Here is a 19,365-nt window from a genome sequence, read left to right as displayed (position 1 = left end):
CATCCGCTCTGAGAGACCTACGAAACGCTAACAAACACTCCCATGATCCATGACTGGTAGCAGGCTCAACGCCTACCGCGCCGCCAGAGGGATCTCCACAGCCCTCACCTCCCGTCGAGCTGACAGTGGTTGCTCCTTGCCCTGGATAGAGCCCACAGGCTAGAGACGGAGCCAACTTTAGCCCAGGCAAAATGCCTAGAAAAAAGGCACCTGCCAGCTTACTGGCTTAGCTAGTCCACGTCAAGGCAGAAGGTGCGTTGGCGAAATTGCACATTGTGCCACAAGGTAGCGAATTGTCCGGCAACTCCGCACCGCTGTCGCGAACGAGGACTAGAGGAAAACCCTCAAGAAGAAGGCAAACCCAATAAAGGTCAAGCTAGGGGTTCTTGACGATGTAGGTAGCCTTGGCGTCTGGACCAAAGCTGATGACATCTCCCGACTTAAGCTGGTGGGTAGAGACTTTCTGGCCGTTGATCAACAGGCCGTTGGTGCTGGGCCGGCCCTCCAGATCCCCGTCCAGTATGCGATAGGAGTATTCTCCCTCCTTTTCAGCAGGGATGCGCAACAGCATGGCATGGTGGCGGGAGGCGTACTGAGAGTTAAGACAGATATCGTTGGCCAGGTCGCGACCGATGAAGTACTTTGCAGCCGTCAGCACCTGCGTGCGGCGTCCATCTCGATCTTCCACGATGAGAAGATGCTGCTGAGCACTTGGAGGAGAAGGCACAGGGTCTACCATAGATCCTCAGGATCCTTCCGCTGCAACTGGCAGGGCCTACCATACACTATACCCGCCTCTGAACTGGCGAAGTTGAGCCTAGGATCAGTCGGGCAAACTTTGCAGCAACGGACCAACCCAGCCAGGGAAGAGAGTGTAGGCTGCTACTGCCCACTGGGCCATGCCGACGACCACTTCTGACTTGGAGTGGCAGACAGCCTCCCAGATGGCTGCGGCCACATCTTCCGGCTGGCTAACCCAAAAGCTCTCCAGGGCCTGCTGCATTCGCTGCCGTGCCCTGCTTGGGTGGGTCAAGTTGTCCTCTCCCGGCTCCTCGAGAAAAATGGCCCGCTTGAGGAAGTTGCTGTTGACCAGGCCCGGATGGACACCGATGACCTGGATGCCGTGGGGTTGCAGCTCTAGACGCAGCGCCTCCGTCAGCCCGCTAACTGCATACTTGCTGGCACAATAGGCAGCCATCTGAGGCAGGGGCATTTTGCCACCTATAGAGCCGACGTTGACAATCTGGCCTCTTTTACGCTTCAGCATGTCGGGGAGCACTGCCCGGATGGTGTGCAAATAGCCCCAGAAGTTAACTGCCATCAGCGCCTGCCAGTGTTCCAACGTCGTCTGCAGGAAAGGGCCACTCAGACAGATGCCGGCGTTGTTGATCAGGCAGTCGATGCGACCATAGCGCTCCAGGGTAGCCTCGACCAGCTTTTGCACCTGATCCGGCTGCGTCACATCGGTAGGGACGGCCAATACTTCCGCATTGAGGCTTTGCTCCAGCTCGATGGCTGTTTGCTTCAGGGTTTCGGCCGTGCGGGCAGCCAGTGCCAGGCGGTAGCCACCGCGGGCAAAGGTAAAGGCAGTTGCCCTGCCGATACCCTCGGAAGCGCCTGTAATTAAAACAACATCGCCCATCTTGCTGCTTTAGCAACTGAAGGGGAGCACAGGGCTCCCTGTTTCTGTTGTAGCCTCTCCCGCACCTGCGAAGCCCTTGATAGGCTTAAACTACGGAACGCCAGTGAAGAGGAGGGCTATGGCCTCCACCCACTCGTTTGATATTGTCAGCGACTTCAACCGGCAGGAGTTGGTGAATGCGCTAGACCAGGTTCAGCGGGAGGTTAAGCAGCGCTACGACCTCAAGGATACCCAGACGGAAATTAAGCTGGAGGAGGGATCCCTGACCATCACCACCGCCAGCGAGATGGCTCTCAACTCTATTCGGGATCTTCTCCTAGCCAAAGCAGCTAAGCGGGGCCTCTCCCTGAAGATCTTCGACTTTCAAGCTCCGGAAAGTGCCGCTGGCAACCGGGTGCGCCAGGTAGTTCGCCTCAAAAGAGGCATTGACCCGGCGTTGGCCAAGCAGATTGCCAAGCAAATCCGCGACAACTTCAAGAAGGTGCAGCCTTCGATTCAGGGAGATCTGGTGCGGGTTTTCGGCAAAGACAAGGATGAGCTGCAGGCGGTAATTCAAATGCTCAAGCAGCAGGATTACCCGGTGGCACTGCAGTTTGTCAATTACCGGTAGCAGGGCAACAATCCAGTTCGCGTAGCCCCTTGGCTCTAGGCTTTTTGGGAGCTAGCCCCCAGAGAAGACCAGAATCCTTTACCATAGGTAGGTAGTGATCTCCATCTCCAACTGCAGCTCTACCGCGCCGGTATGTACACCATTTCTGAGTTCGATCGCCTGATCCAGTTTCTCCCGGTGGAGATCCGACCTGAGGTGCAGATCGAGATTGGATCCCCTGACCAGTCTCGGGTTGTGCAGCCGCTCTGGCGCTTCCCCTGGCAGAAGTACACCCGCTTTGCCATCGACCTTAGCCGTTGGCAGAAGCTGAGCCCTGATCAACAGAAGATCTACTTTTTGCGGGAAGCCGTGATGGCCACCGAGCTGGCCTTGGGAGACAACTGGTCGGCGCTGTTGCTGTACCCTGCTCTCATTGGAGCGGGCACAATGGGCATCCTGGTGGAGCTGCAGATGGGGGACAACCTTGGCGTGGCTCTGGCCGCTGGTTTGGCGGCGTCAGCGGTGTTCCTTTTGCGCAAAGCGGAGAAAGGCCAGAAGGCCCAGGTGGCAGCCGACGAGTTTGCCGTGCGCTATGCCTCCCAGAATGGCTACACGTCCGAACAGGCAGCTTCCATTTTGCTAAGTGCGCTGCAGCAGGTGGCTATTCTAGAAGATCGCGTTAAAACTGACTACGACACCACCATGCGCCACCGCAACCTGGAGTTTTTGGCGCAGCGAGGCCTGGGAGCTGGCACCCTGACCATCAACCCCAAGTACCGCAACAAGGGGCAAAGCTCCAGCCCGAATCCTTTCCAAAACCCTTTCCAGCGCTGAGGCCTCTCAAAGCTAGTTAGGGATTGACTGGGCTTATTCTTCGTCCTCTTCCAACTCTGGAAGCTCCTCAGTTGGGGTAGACTTGATCGCCTCATCTTCTACAATCACAATTTCTGTATCGGGGCTGTAATACCGACGCACATCCCACTCCGTAATCCAGCGGCGAATAATTGACCGCACAGTGGTTGTGCTGTAGAGCTCAGGAAGCTGTGGCGGCGATGGGCGTACCCAATCGGGATAAGCTTTCTGGTAGAGATCCGCTACCCTATGCCACATGGATTGAATGGCCTCGCGGGCTTCTAAGCAGGAACGGAGAGGGGTAGCTTGGCTAATAGCCTCCATGCCGGCCTTTACGACTTCCTCAGACATATGCTTCTGGAGAGCTATCTTAGGTGCTTTCTCCCAATCTCCTTTTTCTTGTAGAATGACCCTCTCGAAATCGCGGGTTACTGCTCCTACGAAAACCAGCGGAGCTTTCTTTATTTCTTCAGGCAGGGTTGTTGTACCAAACAAGTGCCCAAGAACGCGGTACGACTTAACCCGCTGAAGAAGACTGTACTGGGCAATAAGCTCAATCTCATCCACCAAAACCACCAAGCCCCCAAACCCTATGGCCCGACATAGCTGGGCACAGAAGGCCAGGCGCTGCCAGTGTAGGCTTTCTGCAGGGGGTAGCTTGCCAATGGGATAAGCACCTGCCAAGCCGTGATCCCGTAGGCTTCGCCTTACCTCTGAGGACTTCAGAGTGGGCTCACCAGCCCAAAAGCGGACAATGGCGTCTAGCTTCTCGTCATCGCCTCCTAACCTTTGGTACAGAGCCAAGGTGGCCGGCCACCAGCCTGACCCAAACTGCCACTGGTTAACCCAAAGCTGGAACTTCTGGAAAGAAGGCGAGGAGTACTGTAGCCGGGCTGCCATGCCTTGGATCCCACGCTCAACCATGTCAGGGAGCTCGACCTGGGCAAGGAGGCGGGGAATCAGGCGATTGGGGTTACCGAGGGGCAACTCTTTGGAGACGACAACTAGGGAGGTGGCAAAATTATTCTTCCTTGCTCGCTCCTGCAGGGTTAGTAGAAGATGGGACTTGCCTGTCCCAAAATCCCCCTTTATCAGCATTCCTGCAGGGCCTGAACTAGCACCCTTGCACAGCTCTTGAAAACGCTCCTCAATCTGAGACTGCCAAGAGCCAAGTTCTGCAACTGCGAACCGGTTAGGAACGCCATTTCGTAGGGCTTCAATGGCCCGCCTAGCTGCAATCGCTACATTCATAGAAGCTGCACCATAGCTGTGCATGGATTAGGCTTTTGAAGAGAAGAAACCTCATTCTCAATTCGAGTTTGCAAAGCTCGATATCTATGATAAGACAGACGCTCAGATTCAATAAACTCTGGAGGAGCTAAGAAAATTAACACAGTTTTTTCTAGTTCACTCTCCGCATCGATAAACTCACGCAAAGTCTCGTAGAGCTCAAGGATTTGTCGACTGGTAAAGTTAGGGCGTCCACTGGGGGTCCGCTCGTAGTAGTGAAGCAAGCTGACAAGGACTGCTACTAAGCCGGATCGTCGTGTAAATAGTCTTAAGAAAGAAAGTAGAATCTCTCGAGCATTTGTCCTGTCAATCTTTCGAAAAATAGCCGCTTCACGCACCCGGCTGATAGAGCTCAGCGTACCTTTAAGCCACTCTTGAATTGCAGAGCATAGACCTTCCAGAGTGCCTGGGCTTTGAAGGGGTTCGTAGACAAGTCGGACTATGGCTTTGCGAAAGTCAAGGGCTAGTGAGTAATCCAGAAAAATACCTCTCTTAATTTCCCGCTGAAACTCTAGTTTGATCTCACGGGCTTCAATCTGATAGAATTCGGCCAACTGCTCTAAAGTGCAGTCCTGCAGATCTAGCCTGGGAGGGTATCCAATTTTTTGGAGAATGTTGAAGCGCAGATCTTTGGCAAAAGTCTCCCAATCTACTCTCTGAGCAAGGGCAAACCAAAGCTGTTCGACTGAATGCAGCTTTAAGCACTCCTCTGTCAAATCAAAAATATGAAAGGAATACTGGTTAAGCTTTTCCAGCAGCGCTTTCCGCACCCAAGAGTAGGAATCTTTCGGAACAACGGCCAGCTTGACAGTGGCACCACCTTCAGGGATAAAAGAACGCAAGTAGTCTTCTTCCAGACAGCGCAGCCACAAACCAGGCTCTAGCCGACCCTGGCCCTCTTCGCTCATAGCTTCTCAAACTCCAAAAGATAGTAGGCGTGCTCCACCCCAGCTTCGTCTCGAATGCGGTAGTAGCGACCCGAGCGCGTGCCTGTAGACGCGGAGAAGATCAAGCGGTAGCCCTCCACATGGTTGGTGCCATTTCGATCCAAGAGGTAAAGATGCCGCGTAAACTCCACTTCGGTGTAGTCTGGGTTGTTGAGGTGGAGCACCTCGAAGACATCGCGAGCAGGTACTTGAAGAGAACGAGGCAGCTCTGCGCTTGACTTTCTCAAGTAACCCGCTGCAATTTTTGCCGCTTTCCAGATGCGTTCAAGAACTACCTCTGGATTAGTTTCTTTCCCTTTGGTCATTCTTGCTCGGAGAATCTTCTCTGCAATGGCACTGGGCCGTTGAGAGCGTAGAAGCTTGCGATCTATGCGCACTCCCTCCCTGGAAAAGCGCACTAAGGCGGGGAAAGCTACAAAGACATGGGGGCTTTCCGTAGGCAGCCAAGGCTGGCCGACTCGTTCTCCTACCTCGCTAGCAAGTTCTTCAAGAGAAGTTCTCTCCAAAACCTGCTGGGTTTGTTCAAGGGCTTGTCTTACCGTCTCCACCTGGGAAAGAGCCTCGCTGAGGACAGAGCTACAGCCTTGTAGCTGGCGGCTCAGGGCTGGAACTTGCCCTCCTTTACAAGCGACTTGGGCTTTCCCTGCGGTCTCCTTTGCTTTCTTAGTCAGGGCAAATAGCTTGCCCAGCTCGTCGTCAAGAGTCTTGAAGAGGGCTTCAATCATTAGTTTTTGGGCCTTTTCTTCGAGAAAACTAGCATCACCAAGAGTTTGGGTGCAAGGCCTTCCCACCTCCAGCTCTTCAAGGCATACGCAGTTCCCCTTCCACCTCAAGGCGGGTGTAAGGGCCAATGGAGAGGAAGCGCTCCCCTAACATTTCGGCAGCAGCAGGCTGAATCCAGCCCATACGCTGCAGCAGGTGCAAAGCCAAGGCATATTTGGCCCGCGCTGCCCCATCCTGGACCTTGATGGCCAGGCCCATCCCCTCTCCGACGCGTCCAATGCACTGGATCCCCTCGGCGCCGGACTTGCTGACCAGCTCGCCTTGGGCAGCTCGCATCAACTCGGTGTCGAAGCATCCCTCGCCCGCCACCATTTCCGGACAGTGGGTCATGGCGCGGACAATGGCTTCCAGCTCAGGCCGCTCTCCTGCAGTTAGTTGAGCATACAGGTAAGCCAGCTGGTTAAGTTGCAACTGGTAGGTGGGCACGCCGCAGTCATCGCGGGCAAATAAAAACTCTTCCGAGGGCATTTGCAACAAATCGGCCAACTTAGCCCGCACCAGAGCCTGAACGGGGTGTTGCCGCTGGGCGTAGTCCTGCAAAGTCCAGTTCTGGGCGCGGCTTGCTAGCAGCATGCCAGCGTGCTTGCCGGAGCAGTTGTGGCACAGTGGGCTAGGCTTGCCGGGTGGGGTGGGGCAGACCAGCAGCTCGGGGGAAAGATCAGCGCGCCAGAGCATGCTGAACACTTGCCGCGCATGGGCCGTAGTGCCCTGATGGGAGGCGCACATGATGGCGATGTCTTTCTCGCCAAGCCGATAGCGCTCGCGGATGCCCGTGGAGAGCATGGCCAGCGCCTGAAAGGGCTTGAGGGCAGAGCGGGCAAAGACGGGTGTGGTGCTTTTGCCGGCTACGGCCAGGGAGCGCCCGCGGCTATCGGCCACCACGGCTTGGCAATAATGGGTAGATTCGGTCAAGCCCTCCCGCAAAACGTGGATCAGCAGTTCGGGGGCAGTGGAGCGGTTCTCAAATGACATGAAACCCTGGGAAAGGGCCGGCGAGTCTAGAAAAGGGGCGTGTACATTATCTCAAATCATACGTCCAGATCTGGCGCGAAACCTTGCCAGTAGGGAGCAAAATGGAACAAGTGCGTCTGGATCCCTAAGCTCTGTCATGTCTTCACCTCCCCTGGTGTTTTTGGTCTGTCACGGCAGCCGGGATCCGGAATACCAGCAGGCGGCAGCGGACTTGCTGGCGAGGGTGCGGCAGCAGCTAGCTCCTCAAGTGGTGGAGCTGGTTCAGTTGGAAGGCAAGTCCCTGGGCCTGGCGGAGCAGATTCACAGGTACTTGGCGGCTCGGCTGCCCAGGTGCGACAACCCAGTGGTGTTGGTATCGCTCTTCATGGGGAGGGGAGCCCATGTGGAGGAGGATCTGCCAGCGGTGCTGGAGGAGCTTCGGGCTCGCTGGCCCTGCCTAAAGCTGCTGTTGACACCGCCGATTGGCCAGCATCCAGCCCTGCTTGATCTGGTGGCAGCGCGCGTAGCAGCGGCGCAGCAGTTGGGGGAGTTGATCCACGCCTGGATCCTGTTCGGCCATGGCAGCCGTCTGCCCGAGTTTGCCGCCCAGCTGCAAGCTGAGATCCAAGCTTTAAAACAGCACCTGCTTGGGATCCCGATTCACCTGGCTTTTGCCGCCCAGCCTCCTACGCTAGAGACCACCGTCGTTCACTGCTTGCGCCTTAGCCAGTACCGCCTGCGGGTGCTGCCCTTTTTCCTCTTCCCGGGCAGCTTGCTGCGCTCCTTACAAGACCAGGTTCAGCGGTTGCGGCGGCAGTGGCCCTTGTTGCAGCTTGAGCTGGAGCCACCCCTCTGGCGCGATCCTCAACTGCTGCAGGCCATTGTTGAGACGGTGCGGACGGCCTGTTCTCGCTAGATGGGCTGGTCAAAGCCGTCTTGCTTAAGCAAGATGGATCTTTCCAAGAGGCTGTTGGGAGACAAGATGGGCAAAGTGTATCTGGTGGGGGCAGGGCCCGGAGATCCGGGCTTGCTGACCGTTAAGGGCAAGACCCTGCTTGCCCATGCGGATGTAGTCATCTACGATGCCCTGGTGGGATCCCCCATCTTGGATCTGATCCCCCCCACAGCAGAGCGCATCTATGCTGGCAAACAGCGGGGGGCTCACACCTTGCCCCAGGAGCAGGTCACGGCCCTGTTGATTGAGAAAGCGCAGACACGAGCTGTGGTGGTGCGGCTCAAGGGCGGGGATCCTTTCATCTTCGGCCGGGGGGGCGAGGAGATGCTGGCCCTAGTCCAGGCGGGGATCCCCGTGGAAGTGGTGCCCGGGGTTACTGCAGGCATCGCCGCCAGCGCCTATGCCGGGATCCCTCTCACCCATCGGGAGTTCAGCTCCTCAGTTGCCTTTGTTACCGGCCATGAGGCGGCAGGGAAATACCGCCCCCGAGTCAACTGGCGCGCCTTGGCAGGAGCGGTGGAAACGCTGGTGATCTACATGGGGATCCACAACCTCGGCCATATTGCCGCTGAACTGTTGGCTGGGGGGAAAGCTCCCGATACGCCGGTGGCCTTGATCCGCTGGGGTACCACCCCAGAGCAGGAGGTTCACCTGCTGCGTTTGGACAGCCTGGTTGTGCAGCCGCCGCCGGTGTTGCCCCCGGCCATTGTGGTTGTCGGAGCGGTAGTTACTCTTGCCAACTTCTTGCCTGCCTTGCGTCCACTAGATCCCTTGCCAGCAGGGTCTTCATGAAGGCTTTTTTGCGCAAACTGGCTGCCCTCTGCTCCGCCTACTACGCCTATATGCTGGAGTACCGGGCGGAACTCCTTTTGTGGGCGCTGGCTGGATCTCTGCCTCTGATCATGATGGGGCTCTGGAGCGAGGCTGCTCGCGCAGGGAACTTCTCGCTCTCTTCCCTGGAGTTCATCCGCTATTTCCTAGCGGTGTTCCTGGTGCGCCAGTTTAGCATCATCTGGGTCATCTGGGACTTTGAGCAGGAGGTGGTCGAGGGCAAGTTGTCTCCCCGCCTACTACAGCCTCTGGATCCCGCCTGGCACCACGTGGCCAGCCACCTGATGGAACGCCTCGCCCGCCTCCCCTTTACTGTGGCTTTAATTGCCCTCTTTTTCCTACTCTATCCCCGCGCTTTTTGGATCCCCTCTTGGCAACAAGTGGCGCTGGGATCCTTGGCTATTCTCTTGGCTTTTGCCCTGCGTTTTCTTATGCAGTACACGCTAGCGCTGCTGGCCTTTTGGGTAGAGAGGATATCAGCCCTGGAGCAATTTCACTTTTTGGTGTACTTGTTCCTCTCGGGGGTGATCGCCCCCTTAGAAGTGTTTCCGCCAGCGGTGCGCCAGGTCTTAGGCTGGACGCCCTTTCCCTACTTGGTGCATTTTCCCGCCAGTCTCTGGGTAGGGCTCCCCCAGGACATCCTGCGCGGCTTTGCCATGGGCCTGGCCTGGCTGGGGCTATTTTGGCTGGTCAACCGTTGGCTCTGGTGGAAGGGTCTGCAGCGCTACTCGGGAATGGGGGCTTAAGAACTGCCTTGAGCCGCCGCAGCTATTATCATGGGCTAGGGATCTCCAGCTTGGCTGCCAGTCTTCGGCTCCCCCTCAGGTCATCATGAAGCGCGTCCTAGTCGTAGATGACGATCCCATTTCCCTCAAGGTTCTGAGCCGCCATCTCAGCCAGCATGGCTATCGGGTTCGCACAGCCACTTCCGGCAGAGAAGGATTGCGCCTGTTTGCTGAAGAGCAGCCGGATGTGGTGGTGTCAGATGTGGTGATGCCGGAAATGAATGGTTTCGAGTTCTGCCGGCAGCTACGCCAACAGCGAGGCGGCGAGCTTGTTCCCTTTATCTTTCTCTCTTCCCGTGGCGAACTAGGCGACCGCATTCAGGGGTATGAGTGGGGAGCCGACGACTACATCATCAAGCCCTTTGAGCCCCTGGAATTGGTGGCCAAGATTGAGGCGCAGATTGAACGATCCCGCCGCACGCAATTGGAGATCCTCCGTCTCATCCGGCAGCAGAACTCCGCTAAGGCTGATGTTGCCCCTCGCCCCCGCTTGGAGGAGCTCAACCTAACCCCTGCCGAAGAGCGGGTGTTCCGGGAGGTTATCCAGGGCTACACCAACAAGCAGATTGGCGAAAGGCTATGCATTAGCCCGCGCACTGTCCAGACCCACTTGACCAATATTCTCAGCAAGCTTTCTCTGGAAAACCGCTCCCAGCTGGTGCGCTTTGCCTATGAGCAGGGCTACGTTTCTCGAGAGGAAGGAGGCAACAAAAGGATCCCTCCCTCAGGCCAAATGAAGTCTTAAAACAGCAGGCGTGGCCCTACGCACTCGACACGGGATCCGATCCCTGCCCAGGCGGACAAAGGCCTCGTAGCGGTGGCAGCCCGAGAAGCTGTAGTACTTTCCCTCCACCTCTAAAACCTCAATTGGCTCCTGCAGACCTATTTCCTGGATGGAAGCCATCAGCGCCTGCACCTTCCCCGGATCCGTCTGCCGCGGCAGCGGACGGCGAATCTGAGCCAGGGGAATCTCGCGAATCTCCACCATGGTGGGTCTCTTCTCAGTTCGGCTTCTTCATCATACTCGTTATGAGTTTATCTTGTCAGCCCTTGGCGGAGGGATAGACTCTGAGAGCAAGGCATGGCAGGATAGCACCAGCCTGGACTTATGAGTTGCGCTGGAAGCTAAGCCATATGTGGCAACTCCTCAAAGTTCTGTGGGGAAAGGTTGCGGGTCAACTTCCCTCTGCCCCATCCAAGATGCCGGCAGATCCGCTTGGCAAAGTGCCAGTTCAGCAGCCTTCTCCCCAGAAGGCCCCTGCTGCGGAGACTACCCCCAAGCCCACCTGGGAACCTGCTGCCTCCAAGGTCATGGCAGCCCAGCGGGGTGAGGAACCCAGGGAGTGGCTGAGATCCCCCGACGCGGAGGCAGGAGAATCCGGCATCGGCCCAGCTCAACCTACCTCCACAGCCAAAAGCATCAGCAATCTTTGGGGCATGGGCGATAGCGGATCCCGGATTTCCCGCATTGCTGCCGCCAGCAACAGTAGCCTTGCTGTCAGCTCTATTGCCAGGGCTGCTGGGCCGATAATAGATAGGTAATGCTGGGGGTTCCAAGCATGCCGGAGATAGTCTTTAACGCAGCCAACTGGTTTGCGCTACCTTTCTGGGCCCTGATGATCCTGTTGCCGGGTTGGAGGGTAACCCGCAGGGTGATGGAATCGCTCTTGCCCATTGCCTTTTTGGCAGCAGTCTATCTCTACCTTCTGCTTAGCGGGTTTAGCGCAGCGACTCTTAGAGAGTTTTTCAATCCCCAGCTATCTCTGAGCAATCTAACAGCTCTATTCAGCCAGCCCTCGGTGATGGCGACGGGGTGGGTTCACTACATCGTCATGGATTTGTTTGTAGGACGATGGATCTTCCTGGAGGGGTGGGAAAAGCGGGTTTGGACAACCCATTCCCTGCTGCTGTGCTTGTTTGCCGGGCCAGTGGGCTTGCTCTCCCATTTGCTTACGGTGGCAGTTGTCCAGGCACGCCGGCAAAACCAGGCGCAAGGAAGGACTCAAGAGACAGGAGTGCCACAAGAGTTGGCTAACCCCTAGGGATAGGCTCCATCGAAAGGGATCCAGGCTCGCATAGCAGGAGGAAGTCCTAAGAGGCTAGGATCAGGGGTAGGAGCCCTCGGCCTTGAGGCCAGAGGAACTGTTTGATGAGGAGTGGAGGCATAGCCTGGTTTTTGCGTCCTCAGCGGTGGCTGTGGAGCGGCCTTGGAGCAGCAGCCCTTGTGGCCCTCACGGCTGGGGCTAGTTGGGCACGGCTTTTGTTGGAAGTGCGCATGACCATGGGCCTGCCCATTAGCCCTAACTACTGGTACATGGTGGCCCTTAGCCGAGCCGGTAGCCCTGGCCCCACCGCCAACCTGGTAGATCCCAATGTCCGGGTTGGGCCCAACGAGTACACCTTTGTGCGCGACTGGGACTACCTGATTCGGGTTACCCCTCTGAACGAGGAGGCCGTTTTGCAAGCTACCATCCAGCGCTTTGGTGAGCAGGAGCGAGAGTTTGCCGTTGGCTTTAACCAGGTGCGGGTGGAGCGCGTTAACCGGGATCGCGACACCCTTAGGTTCCGGATTGACCTTTCGGAGCTCCAAGGTCTGGACGGGCAAAACCAGGATATCCAGGTGGCTTTGCTCACTGCCCGCGCTCCTTTTCGCGTTGCTCCTGAAGAGACCAATCTGGCCATTGATGCCACCCGCGGCGAACTGCCCAACTACTATCGCCTTAGTCTCTCCAACCAGCGGCAGGTGGTTGTCGACGATCCCCAGCGCCAAGAGACCATGCGCCGCAGCCGTGAGTTACTCCAGCAAAGTGGATCTGGAAGCGGCCTCGCCCGCGAGCTCATTGAGGGAGGAGCCCTGGAGATTTTGGCTGCCAACATCCTCACCTTTGAGCTACGCCTTCTTTCCTCCTCCAGTTTCTAGAGAGAAACTTTAATCTATCCAGGTGGCCTCTGGCTTTGGCCTGAGAATGAGAGCAGGGGGACTGCCGTGGTGCGGGCAAGATGGGAGCACTTTGAACACATGGCCGACATTGGTGTGCGCGGCTATGGGGCAACGCCGGAGGAAGCCTTTGCCCAGGCAGCTTTGGCCCTGACTGCGGTGGTCACTAGCGTGGATGAAGTAGCTCCCAGAGAACACCTAGAGATCGAGCTAGGAAATGCAGGCGATCTGGAACTGTTGTTGGTGGATTTCCTGAACGCAGTGATCTACGAGATGGCCGTCAGAGGCATGCTCTTTGGAAAAGTCGAAGTGCACCTGGCAAAAGAGCATCTCAAGGCCAGCCTGTGGGGGGAAAGAGTTGACCCTGCCAGACACCGACCGGCGGTAGAAGTTAAGGGGGCAACTTACACGGAACTCAAGGTAGCCCAAGAGGGTGAGCTTTGGGTGGCCCAGTGCGTGGTGGACGTGTAAGGGGAGGCAACCTATGGATATCAAGAAACTTGAGCGTGTGGATGAGACAGTCTGGCGCATTCCTCCAAAAGGCAGAATGCGTGTCCCGGTCTTGATCTTTGCCGACGAGGAGTTAATCCGGGAAATGGACGACAAAGTGGCCGAGCAGGCCAGCAACGTGACCACCTTGCCAGGGATCGTTGGAGCCTGCTACGTGATGCCAGACGCCCACTGGGGCTATGGCTTTCCCATCGGTGGGGTGGCGGCCTTTGATGCGGAAGAAGGGGGGGTGATTTCCGCCGGCGGCGTGGGATTTGACATCTCCTGCGGCGTGAGAACCTTGCGAACCGGGCTAAAGCGCGAGGAAGTGGAGGAGATGGCAGAGCCCCTAGCCAATGCCCTGTACGCGAGCGTACCGGTAGGGCTCGGCAGCCGCAGCAAGATCTCGTTGAGCGACAAAGAGATGGAAGCTATGCTCGAAGGCGGAGCAGAATGGGCTGTTGCTCAAGGCTACGGCAAGAAAGAGGATCTGGAGCGCATCGAAGAACATGGCCGCATGCGCGGAGCAATGCCGAGCGAAGTCTCCGCCTACGCCCGTGAGCGCCAGCGGCGCGAGATGGGAACCCTCGGTTCGGGTAACCACTACCTCGAAGTCCAAGTTGTTGACGAGATCTACGATCCCGAGATTGCCAAAGGCTTTGGCCTTAAGTCGGGGGAAGTGGTGATTACTATCCACTGCGGCTCCCGTGGCTTGGGTCACCAGATCGGCACTGAGTACTTGAAGAAGATGCAACAGGCGGCTAAAGAACACGGCATAGAGCTACCTGATCGCGAGCTGGCCTGTGCGCCCTTGAAGTCCAAAGTGGGGCAAAGCTACCTGGGAGCAATGCGGGCGGCAACCAACTGCGCTTTGGCTAACCGCCAGATCATCACCCACTGGGTGCGCGAGGTGTTCGCTGAGCTTTTCCCCAAAGCTGAACTCGACCTTATTTACGACGTCTCCCACAACACCTGTAAGGAGGAAACCCACGAGATAGAGGGGAAAAAGCGCCGCCTGTTCGTTCACCGCAAAGGGGCAACGCGCGCTTTTGGGCCTGGCCACCCAGAGCTTCCTCAAGCTTTTCGCTCTATCGGTCAGCCCGTCATCATCGGTGGCTCCATGGGCACGGCTTCCTACATTCTGGTCGGCACCGCGCAAGGGGAGGCCCTTTCCCTCTCCTCAGCCTGCCACGGCGCTGGGAGGGCGATGAGTCGCAACCAGGCCCTCAAAGCCTGGACAGGGCAGGAGATTATCGAACAACTGAGACGGCGCGGCGTCATCGTGCGCAGTCCCTCTTTGCGGGGGGTAGCTGAAGAAGCGCCCCAGGCCTACAAAAACGTCGACAAAGTGGTGCGCGCTGCCGATCAAGCCAAGATTGCGAAACTTGTAGCGCGCTTAAAGCCAATTCTGTGTATCAAAGGCTAGCTATTTGCTGAAAGGGGAAGCTATTTTTGGGGGCTTAATGCCCTTTTTTTGTTGCTTCCAAGTGATGCTTTGCTGCGTTTGTGAGTTATTCCCCAAGCTGTGCTTGCCCAAGCGCGAATGCCTTAGGAAAGGGTTAGTGTGTACTTGCCCTCTTCTTTGCATTTCCCTATACTGACCTTCATGTCTCGACACTCCAGGTGCTCTATGACTGCGAGTTACCTACCCTTGGCCCAGACTTTTCTGCCCCGTTCTTCTCGCATTCGCGATCTACTGCTGGTGGTGGGAGGGAGCCTATTCGTAGCAGCTCTGGCGCAGGTGAGGATCCCTCTGCCTTTTACACCGGTGCCCATCACTGGACAAACCTTTGGGGTAATGCTGGTGGGAGCAGGCTTTGGGGCCAGGCTGGGCTTTCTCGCCTTGCTGCTGTACCTGCTGGAGGGGCTCTTGGGATTGCCCTTCTTCAGCGGCGGCGGCTCTGGGCTCAGCCACCTAGCGGGGGCAACAGGAGGCTACCTGCTGGCTTTTCCCTTTGCCGCAGGGCTGATGGGCTGGTTTGTGGAGCGCTGGGGGGTAGATCGCAGTCCCTGGAAGATGGCAGCGGCAATGCTCTCCTGCTCGGCTTTGATCTACGCTTTGGGGGCTACCTGGCTGGGGGTGTGGCTGAACGAGAATGTTGGACCTACCTCCGCCTTGGCGGTGCTCAGCAAGGGGGTGTTTCCCTTCATTCCCGGGGATCTATTGAAGTGTGCGCTGGCCGCAGCCCTGCTGCCCACCACTTGGCGCTGGCTAGGGCGGGGGAAGTCGGCAGCCGATCCCAAGTCACCCTCCCCCTAGGAGCAGAATCTAAAAAAAAGATGATGTTTGCTGGGACCGAGTTTTTTTTCTGGGATCCTAGTACTTGATCAAAGCGGTGTTCAAAGCCACCCATTAATGGAGCGCGTCTTTATATTGCTCTAGAGCTTTGTAGGTCGCTGGCCGGTCGCGACATGCCCCCGTTGGGGGCCCTTTTTATTGGCCCTACAACGTTGAAGGGCACGCTAGCTTAGGTTTTAACAGGTACCTTTTTCTCCAGCCACTCGGCCACTTGGTTAGCCAGATCAACTCCCTGCAACTGACTGATCTCCCGCAACATGGTTGGGCTAGTAACGTTAACCTCCGTCAGCCGCTCGCCAATCACGTCAATGCCTACAAAATAGAGTTTCTCCTGGCGCAGTACTGGCGCCAAGGCTGCGCAGAGAGCCCGTTCCTTTTCGGTAATCTCAGTTTTCTCCACCCGACCCCCAGCAGCCACATTGCCCCGGAAATCTCCCTCGCTGGGGACGCGGTTGACTGCACCTAAAGGTTCTCCCTCCAGCAACAAAATGCGCTTATCTCCCGCTGCTGCCTGGGGCAGATACTCTTGCACCATCACGGGCAGCCGGCCAAATTGAGTGCTCAGCTCGATGAGGGAATTGAGGTTGGGATCCCCGGCAGTGAGCCGTAGGATTCCTTCTCCCCCTTTGCCGCCCAGAGGCTTAAGCACTGCCTGCCCCACCTGCTCGACGAATTGGCGGAGCAAGGCCTTATTGCTGCTAACACAGGTGCGCGGGATCCACTCCTTAAATTGCAGGGCGTAGAGCTTTTCGTTGGCCGAGCGGATGCCAGCGGGGTGGTTGAGCACTAGGGTACGGCTGGGAGGGAGGTGATCCAAGAGGTAGGTGGCATAGAGATAGGCCGTATCCACCGGCGGATCCTTGCGCATCCATACCGCCTGCATATGACTCAAGGGCACTAGGCGCCGTTCTTTGACCTCATACCAGGGATCTGCCTTTAGATCCAGCACGATTTCGGATACCGACCCCCACGTTTCCCCTTGATCCCAGTAGAGATCGCCCAATTCCAGACAGAAAACGCGGTGTCCTCGTCGCTGTAGCGCCTCCATCAGGGCAATGCTGGTGTCGTGGTTTACCTGCAACTGGGACAGCGGATCGACGATAAAGGCTACCTGCATGGGTGGTTAGGGTTCGCAAACAAAAGGCTGCCCCGAGTATGCAATAAATCTGAGCGAATTCAGCAGGGCTGGCTTTATTAACATCCTCTTAACCTCAGCAAGCAGCACAAACGTTAGCTTGATAAATGGAATTCCTAGTTAGCCCTCCATCCTCGGCTAGGTTGACCGGGTTTCTGGTTCAGTTTGTGAGGAATAGCCCATCCGTGAGTGCTCCTTCTTCTCAACCCTTGGAGCCGGTTCGCATTGAAACTACGCGGGATCTGCTGGAAGCCCTGCGGCAGGGACGTTCCCTGGTGGGTGCCAACCTCGAAGGCGCTTACCTCTCGCGGGGCCTGTTCGACCGCATTCGGATGCCCAAGGCCAACTTGACGCAGGCCAACCTGCGCTCGCTCAGCATGCAGCAGGCGGATCTGCGGCTGTGCAACTTTCGCCGCGCCGAGATGGAGCGGGCCAATTTTGCCGCCTCAGATCTGCGGGGCTCCAGCTTTAGCCAGGCTCTGGGGGACTATAGCAACTTCACCGCTGCCAAGCTGGACAAAAGTAGCTTTCAGGAGGGCCATTTCAGCCACTCCATCTTTCGCGAGGCCAGCTTGGTGGCTGCCAACCTAACGGGAGGCAACTTTTTTGCCGCTGACTTTCGCCAAGCCAACCTATTTCGCTGCAACCTCTCGCAGGCAGTCCTGGCTTGTTGTCAGCTGCAACAGGCTAACTTCGACCAAGCCCTCTTGGTGGGAGCCAACCTGCAAGAAGCCCAAATCGAAGGGGCCAGCTTTGTCGGCGCCGACTTTACCGACGCCAAGCTCTCCGAGGAAATGCGCAAGTTCTTGATTGAGCACGCCAGCGGCACCAACGAGCTGACCCAGCGGGACACTCTCACCACGCTGCTGGCAGGACTAAGGCCTAAGTCGCGCAAGCTGTTTGGGCTGCTGTAGGCTGGGTACAAATCCTAGGTTGGCCCTGAGAGGTCGGAATCCCAAACCTTAAAATTGGTTGAGGTCGATGCCAGCCTCGCGGGCCATAGCTCCTAGCCCTTTGGTCTTAAGGGTTTTCAGAGCCTTGGTGGAGACACGCAGACGAACGAACCGCTTACCTTCTTCCCACCAGATGCGCTTCCACTGCAGGTTTACTTCCTGCAAGCGCTTGGTGCGTCGGTGAGAGTGGGAGATGGCAAAGGCGTTGTTGCGCTTTTTGTTGGTCAGTTGGCAGCGACGTGCCATAGGAGGCAAGCAACTCAGCGCCGCTATTGTATAGCGCCTTTCCGCTGGGCAGCAAGTTGGGCTTGCAACTGGGCTAGCTCTGCCCTCAATCGGGCAAAGGTTTGTTGGCAGTGGTTGACGCTTCTCAAGGGCAGCTCTTCGTTTTTGGCAATGCAAGTTATCTGAACAGGCCCGTCGGGGCCTTGGCCAGTGCGATCCACCAACACTTCCACGGTTACCAGCTTGGTGTAGGGGTTTTTTCCGGGGGGCTCGCCAGCCACCCAGTAGTCAGGACTGTGGTGGAGGATGGTGAGCTGGCAACGCTCCAAAAGGGCGCGGATGGCTTCGCTCAACTGCTCGGCCGAGCCCGTAAGCTGGGCAGTACAAGAATATCGAGCCATAGGACGGCAAGTCACCACGGCTATCCTACCATCAAGTCTTTGGCTCCTGCAGCCAAAGGCAAGCAAAATTGGGCTCGAGAGTACTCTGCTCCGGCTCTGCCAGTTCTAACTGGGAGAAAATGAACTGGGCTAAAAAAACATAAGGAGCCCCTTCCAGAGCTCTCGCCGGGGAAGTTGCGATGTCTAGGGTTTCCCCTCTAGCCCCTTCTCTCTTGCTGCTGGGATCCCTTGCTCTAGCTTGGATAGGCGTGGCTTCTGCCCAAGCGCGGCCTTTTCAACCGGGCGATCTGGATGGGGATGGCCGTTTGACGGTGCAGGATCGTAACCTGTTGGGGGCCTATTTGCGGGGGGAGCAGGGGTTGACCGACAACCAGATCCTGGCTGCCGATGTCGATCAGGACGGGCGGATTACGGAAGCCGATTGGCAGGTTCTGCAGCAGCGCCTTCAGACAGCTCCGGAAGCTCCCACCGGACAGGTGCAGTTGGATTCTGCCTACTCTGGGCAGGTGGTGGACCGCCTCACAGGGCAGCCCTTGGCTGGGGTGGAGGTAGCCATCCCAGGGGCAGGGATTGCAGTGCGCACCGATGCCCAGGGGCGGTTTCGCCTGCCAGGGCCGCTGCCGGCAGAAGAGATTTTGGTGGCGCGGCTGGAGAACTATTTGCCCTATTCCCAGAGCACAGGCAACGGAGAGATCGGCCGGGATCGACCTCTGCAGTTGCAGTTGGAGCGCTGGGATCCCAACACTACGCTGGTGCTGGAGGCCAATGTCATTCGCCTCGGCGATAACCGGTATTCGCCTGAGTCGGCGGCTGCCGGCCAGTTTCTGGGGCCTGCCCAAGCAGTAGAGATGACCCGCTCCTTCACCTTGGAACGCCTGCCGCCTCGCCCACCGGTTTTGCGGATTGGATCCCTGATTGGGTTGGATACTGCCGCTGCCTATCGGGCTGGTCAATCCCGGATCCCTAGCGCCAACATGTCCCCTCTACAAGTCCTTCTGAATGGGGTGGAAGTTGAGCAACTTCAGCTAGGAGGAGACGACCTGCGCATCCCCCTGCCGCTACAGCACTTGCGCCTAGGTTCAAACACCGTAACGCTGCGCACTGGCAAAACTTGGGTTCAGACAGGCGGGATCGTCAGCGGCCCCCGTGTCAGTATCCCTCTTTTTGGTGGATCCCTGCAAATTCTACTGCCGCTAGGAGGTAACCCCCTCAGCCAGCAGGGTGGAGCGTGGGTGGATTACGACGATGTGCAGTTAGCCAACGTCACGATTGAGCTCCGCAACTAACCTAACTTGCGCTG

General features: G+C 57.3%; 24 protein-coding genes. 14 read left to right on the top strand and 10 right to left on the bottom strand.

Annotated elements, in window-relative coordinates; genetic code table 11:
* Positions 1-376: 376 nt before the first annotated feature.
* Positions 377-739, bottom strand: a complete 363-nt coding sequence (locus NW812_RS07250) for an FHA domain-containing protein (RefSeq protein WP_414395404.1) — start codon at positions 737-739, stop codon at positions 377-379.
* Between the two features lie 84 nt (positions 740-823).
* Positions 824-1,642 (bottom strand): SDR family oxidoreductase, encoded by an 819-nt coding sequence (locus tag NW812_RS07245; protein WP_414395402.1) that lies wholly within the window; start codon positions 1,640-1,642, stop codon positions 824-826.
* 118 nt (positions 1,643-1,760) lie between these two features.
* On the opposite strand from NW812_RS07245, the gene NW812_RS07240 reads away from it, so the two are divergent.
* Together NW812_RS07240 and NW812_RS07235 are read left to right on the top strand one after the other, a co-directional pair.
* Positions 1,761-2,252, top strand: coding sequence for a YajQ family cyclic di-GMP-binding protein (locus NW812_RS07240; protein ID WP_414395400.1), 492 nt, complete (start codon positions 1,761-1,763; stop codon positions 2,250-2,252).
* 132 nt (positions 2,253-2,384) lie between these two features.
* Entirely contained in the window at positions 2,385-3,065 is a 681-nt protein-coding gene (locus NW812_RS07235) for a DUF3318 domain-containing protein (protein ID WP_414395397.1), read from the top strand.
* Between the two features lie 33 nt (positions 3,066-3,098).
* Here NW812_RS07235 and NW812_RS07230 read toward each other — a convergent pair whose 3' ends face one another.
* The 4 genes from NW812_RS07230 to NW812_RS07215 all read right to left on the bottom strand — a co-directional run bounded on the left by NW812_RS07230 (position 3,099) and on the right by NW812_RS07215 (position 7,075).
* Positions 3,099-4,334: a BREX system ATP-binding domain-containing protein gene (locus NW812_RS07230; protein WP_414395394.1), complete on the bottom strand. Its 1,236-nt coding sequence runs from the start codon at positions 4,332-4,334 to the stop codon at positions 3,099-3,101.
* Entirely contained in the window at positions 4,331-5,281 is a 951-nt protein-coding gene (locus NW812_RS07225) for a hypothetical protein (protein WP_414395392.1), read from the bottom strand. Before NW812_RS07225 ends, NW812_RS07230 begins: the two co-directional genes overlap by 4 nt.
* Complete coding sequence (locus NW812_RS07220; RefSeq protein WP_238376915.1) at positions 5,278-5,547, bottom strand: hypothetical protein; 270 nt, start codon at positions 5,545-5,547, stop codon at positions 5,278-5,280. Before NW812_RS07220 ends, NW812_RS07225 begins: the two co-directional genes overlap by 4 nt.
* A gap of 574 nt (positions 5,548-6,121) precedes the next feature.
* Positions 6,122-7,075, bottom strand: a complete 954-nt coding sequence (locus tag NW812_RS07215; protein ID WP_414395391.1) for an asparaginase — start codon at positions 7,073-7,075, stop codon at positions 6,122-6,124.
* A 136-nt stretch (positions 7,076-7,211) separates the two neighbouring features.
* On the opposite strand from NW812_RS07215, the gene NW812_RS07210 reads away from it, so the two are divergent.
* The 4 genes from NW812_RS07210 (at position 7,212) to NW812_RS07195 (ending at position 10,370) form a co-directional block, all read left to right on the top strand.
* On the top strand, positions 7,212-7,970 hold the full coding sequence (locus NW812_RS07210; protein ID WP_414395389.1) for a sirohydrochlorin chelatase: 759 nt from the start codon (positions 7,212-7,214) through the stop codon (positions 7,968-7,970).
* 66 nt (positions 7,971-8,036) lie between these two features.
* Positions 8,037-8,801, top strand: a complete 765-nt coding sequence (gene cobA / locus NW812_RS07205; RefSeq protein ID WP_414395386.1) for a uroporphyrinogen-III C-methyltransferase — start codon at positions 8,037-8,039, stop codon at positions 8,799-8,801.
* A complete protein-coding gene (locus tag NW812_RS07200) occupies positions 8,798-9,586 on the top strand; it encodes an ABC transporter permease (protein WP_414395383.1) in 789 nt (262 codons plus the stop codon). The genes cobA and NW812_RS07200 overlap by 4 nt, the downstream gene beginning before the upstream one ends.
* Positions 9,587-9,671: 85 nt before the next feature.
* Positions 9,672-10,370 carry a response regulator transcription factor gene (locus NW812_RS07195; protein WP_414395381.1) on the top strand — a complete coding sequence of 233 codons (699 nt, stop codon included), beginning with the start codon at positions 9,672-9,674 and terminating at the stop codon, positions 10,368-10,370.
* On the opposite strand, the gene NW812_RS07190 is transcribed toward NW812_RS07195, so the two are convergent.
* A complete protein-coding gene (locus NW812_RS07190; protein ID WP_414395378.1) occupies positions 10,350-10,613 on the bottom strand; it encodes a sulfiredoxin in 264 nt (87 codons plus the stop codon). The two genes, NW812_RS07195 and NW812_RS07190, sit on opposite strands and share 21 nt — an antisense overlap.
* A 212-nt stretch (positions 10,614-10,825) precedes the next feature.
* Between NW812_RS07190 and NW812_RS07185 the strand changes: the two genes are divergently transcribed.
* From NW812_RS07185 to NW812_RS07160, 6 genes are all read left to right on the top strand, one after another.
* Complete coding sequence (locus NW812_RS07185) at positions 10,826-11,167, top strand: hypothetical protein (RefSeq protein ID WP_414395376.1); 342 nt, start codon at positions 10,826-10,828, stop codon at positions 11,165-11,167.
* A 17-nt stretch (positions 11,168-11,184) separates the two neighbouring features.
* Positions 11,185-11,667 (top strand): ABA4-like family protein, encoded by a 483-nt coding sequence (locus NW812_RS07180; RefSeq protein WP_414395374.1) that lies wholly within the window; start codon positions 11,185-11,187, stop codon positions 11,665-11,667.
* Positions 11,668-11,774: 107 nt separating this feature from the next.
* On the top strand, positions 11,775-12,545 hold the full coding sequence (locus NW812_RS07175; RefSeq protein WP_414395372.1) for a hypothetical protein: 771 nt from the start codon (positions 11,775-11,777) through the stop codon (positions 12,543-12,545).
* A 66-nt stretch (positions 12,546-12,611) separates the two neighbouring features.
* Entirely contained in the window at positions 12,612-13,034 is a 423-nt protein-coding gene (locus NW812_RS07170; RefSeq protein WP_414395369.1) for an archease, read from the top strand.
* A 13-nt stretch (positions 13,035-13,047) separates the two neighbouring features.
* Positions 13,048-14,478 carry an RtcB family protein gene (locus NW812_RS07165; protein WP_414395366.1) on the top strand — a complete coding sequence of 477 codons (1,431 nt, stop codon included), beginning with the start codon at positions 13,048-13,050 and terminating at the stop codon, positions 14,476-14,478.
* 204 nt (positions 14,479-14,682) lie between these two features.
* On the top strand, positions 14,683-15,312 hold the full coding sequence (locus NW812_RS07160; protein ID WP_414395363.1) for a biotin transporter BioY: 630 nt from the start codon (positions 14,683-14,685) through the stop codon (positions 15,310-15,312).
* Positions 15,313-15,520: 208 nt separating this feature from the next.
* Here the strand turns inward: NW812_RS07160 and gshB are convergent, their stop codons facing one another.
* Positions 15,521-16,468 (bottom strand): glutathione synthase, encoded by a 948-nt coding sequence (gshB, locus tag NW812_RS07155; RefSeq protein WP_414395361.1) that lies wholly within the window; start codon positions 16,466-16,468, stop codon positions 15,521-15,523.
* Positions 16,469-16,671: 203 nt separating this feature from the next.
* Here gshB and NW812_RS07150 point away from each other — a divergent pair, with 203 nt between their 5' ends.
* On the top strand, positions 16,672-17,400 hold the full coding sequence (locus NW812_RS07150) for a pentapeptide repeat-containing protein (RefSeq protein WP_414395358.1): 729 nt from the start codon (positions 16,672-16,674) through the stop codon (positions 17,398-17,400).
* A gap of 48 nt (positions 17,401-17,448) precedes the next feature.
* On the opposite strand, the gene rpmB is transcribed toward NW812_RS07150, so the two are convergent.
* Together rpmB and NW812_RS07140 are read right to left on the bottom strand one after the other, a co-directional pair.
* Positions 17,449-17,685 (bottom strand): 50S ribosomal protein L28, encoded by a 237-nt coding sequence (gene rpmB / locus NW812_RS07145; protein ID WP_414395357.1) that lies wholly within the window; start codon positions 17,683-17,685, stop codon positions 17,449-17,451.
* A gap of 23 nt (positions 17,686-17,708) precedes the next feature.
* Positions 17,709-18,065, bottom strand: coding sequence for a hypothetical protein (locus NW812_RS07140; protein ID WP_414395355.1), 357 nt, complete (start codon positions 18,063-18,065; stop codon positions 17,709-17,711).
* A 179-nt stretch (positions 18,066-18,244) separates the two neighbouring features.
* On the opposite strand from NW812_RS07140, the gene NW812_RS07135 reads away from it, so the two are divergent.
* Positions 18,245-19,351 carry a dockerin type I domain-containing protein gene (locus NW812_RS07135; protein ID WP_414395353.1) on the top strand — a complete coding sequence of 369 codons (1,107 nt, stop codon included), beginning with the start codon at positions 18,245-18,247 and terminating at the stop codon, positions 19,349-19,351.
* Positions 19,352-19,365: the final 14 nt, after the last annotated feature.

The sequence above is a fragment of the Synechococcus sp. O70.2 genome (assembly GCF_047462135.1).
Classification (GTDB): domain Bacteria; phylum Cyanobacteriota; class Cyanobacteriia; order Thermostichales; family Thermostichaceae; genus Thermostichus.
The sequence above is the reverse complement of the archived record's forward strand: the minus strand, read 5'-3'. Positions and strand labels throughout refer to the sequence as shown.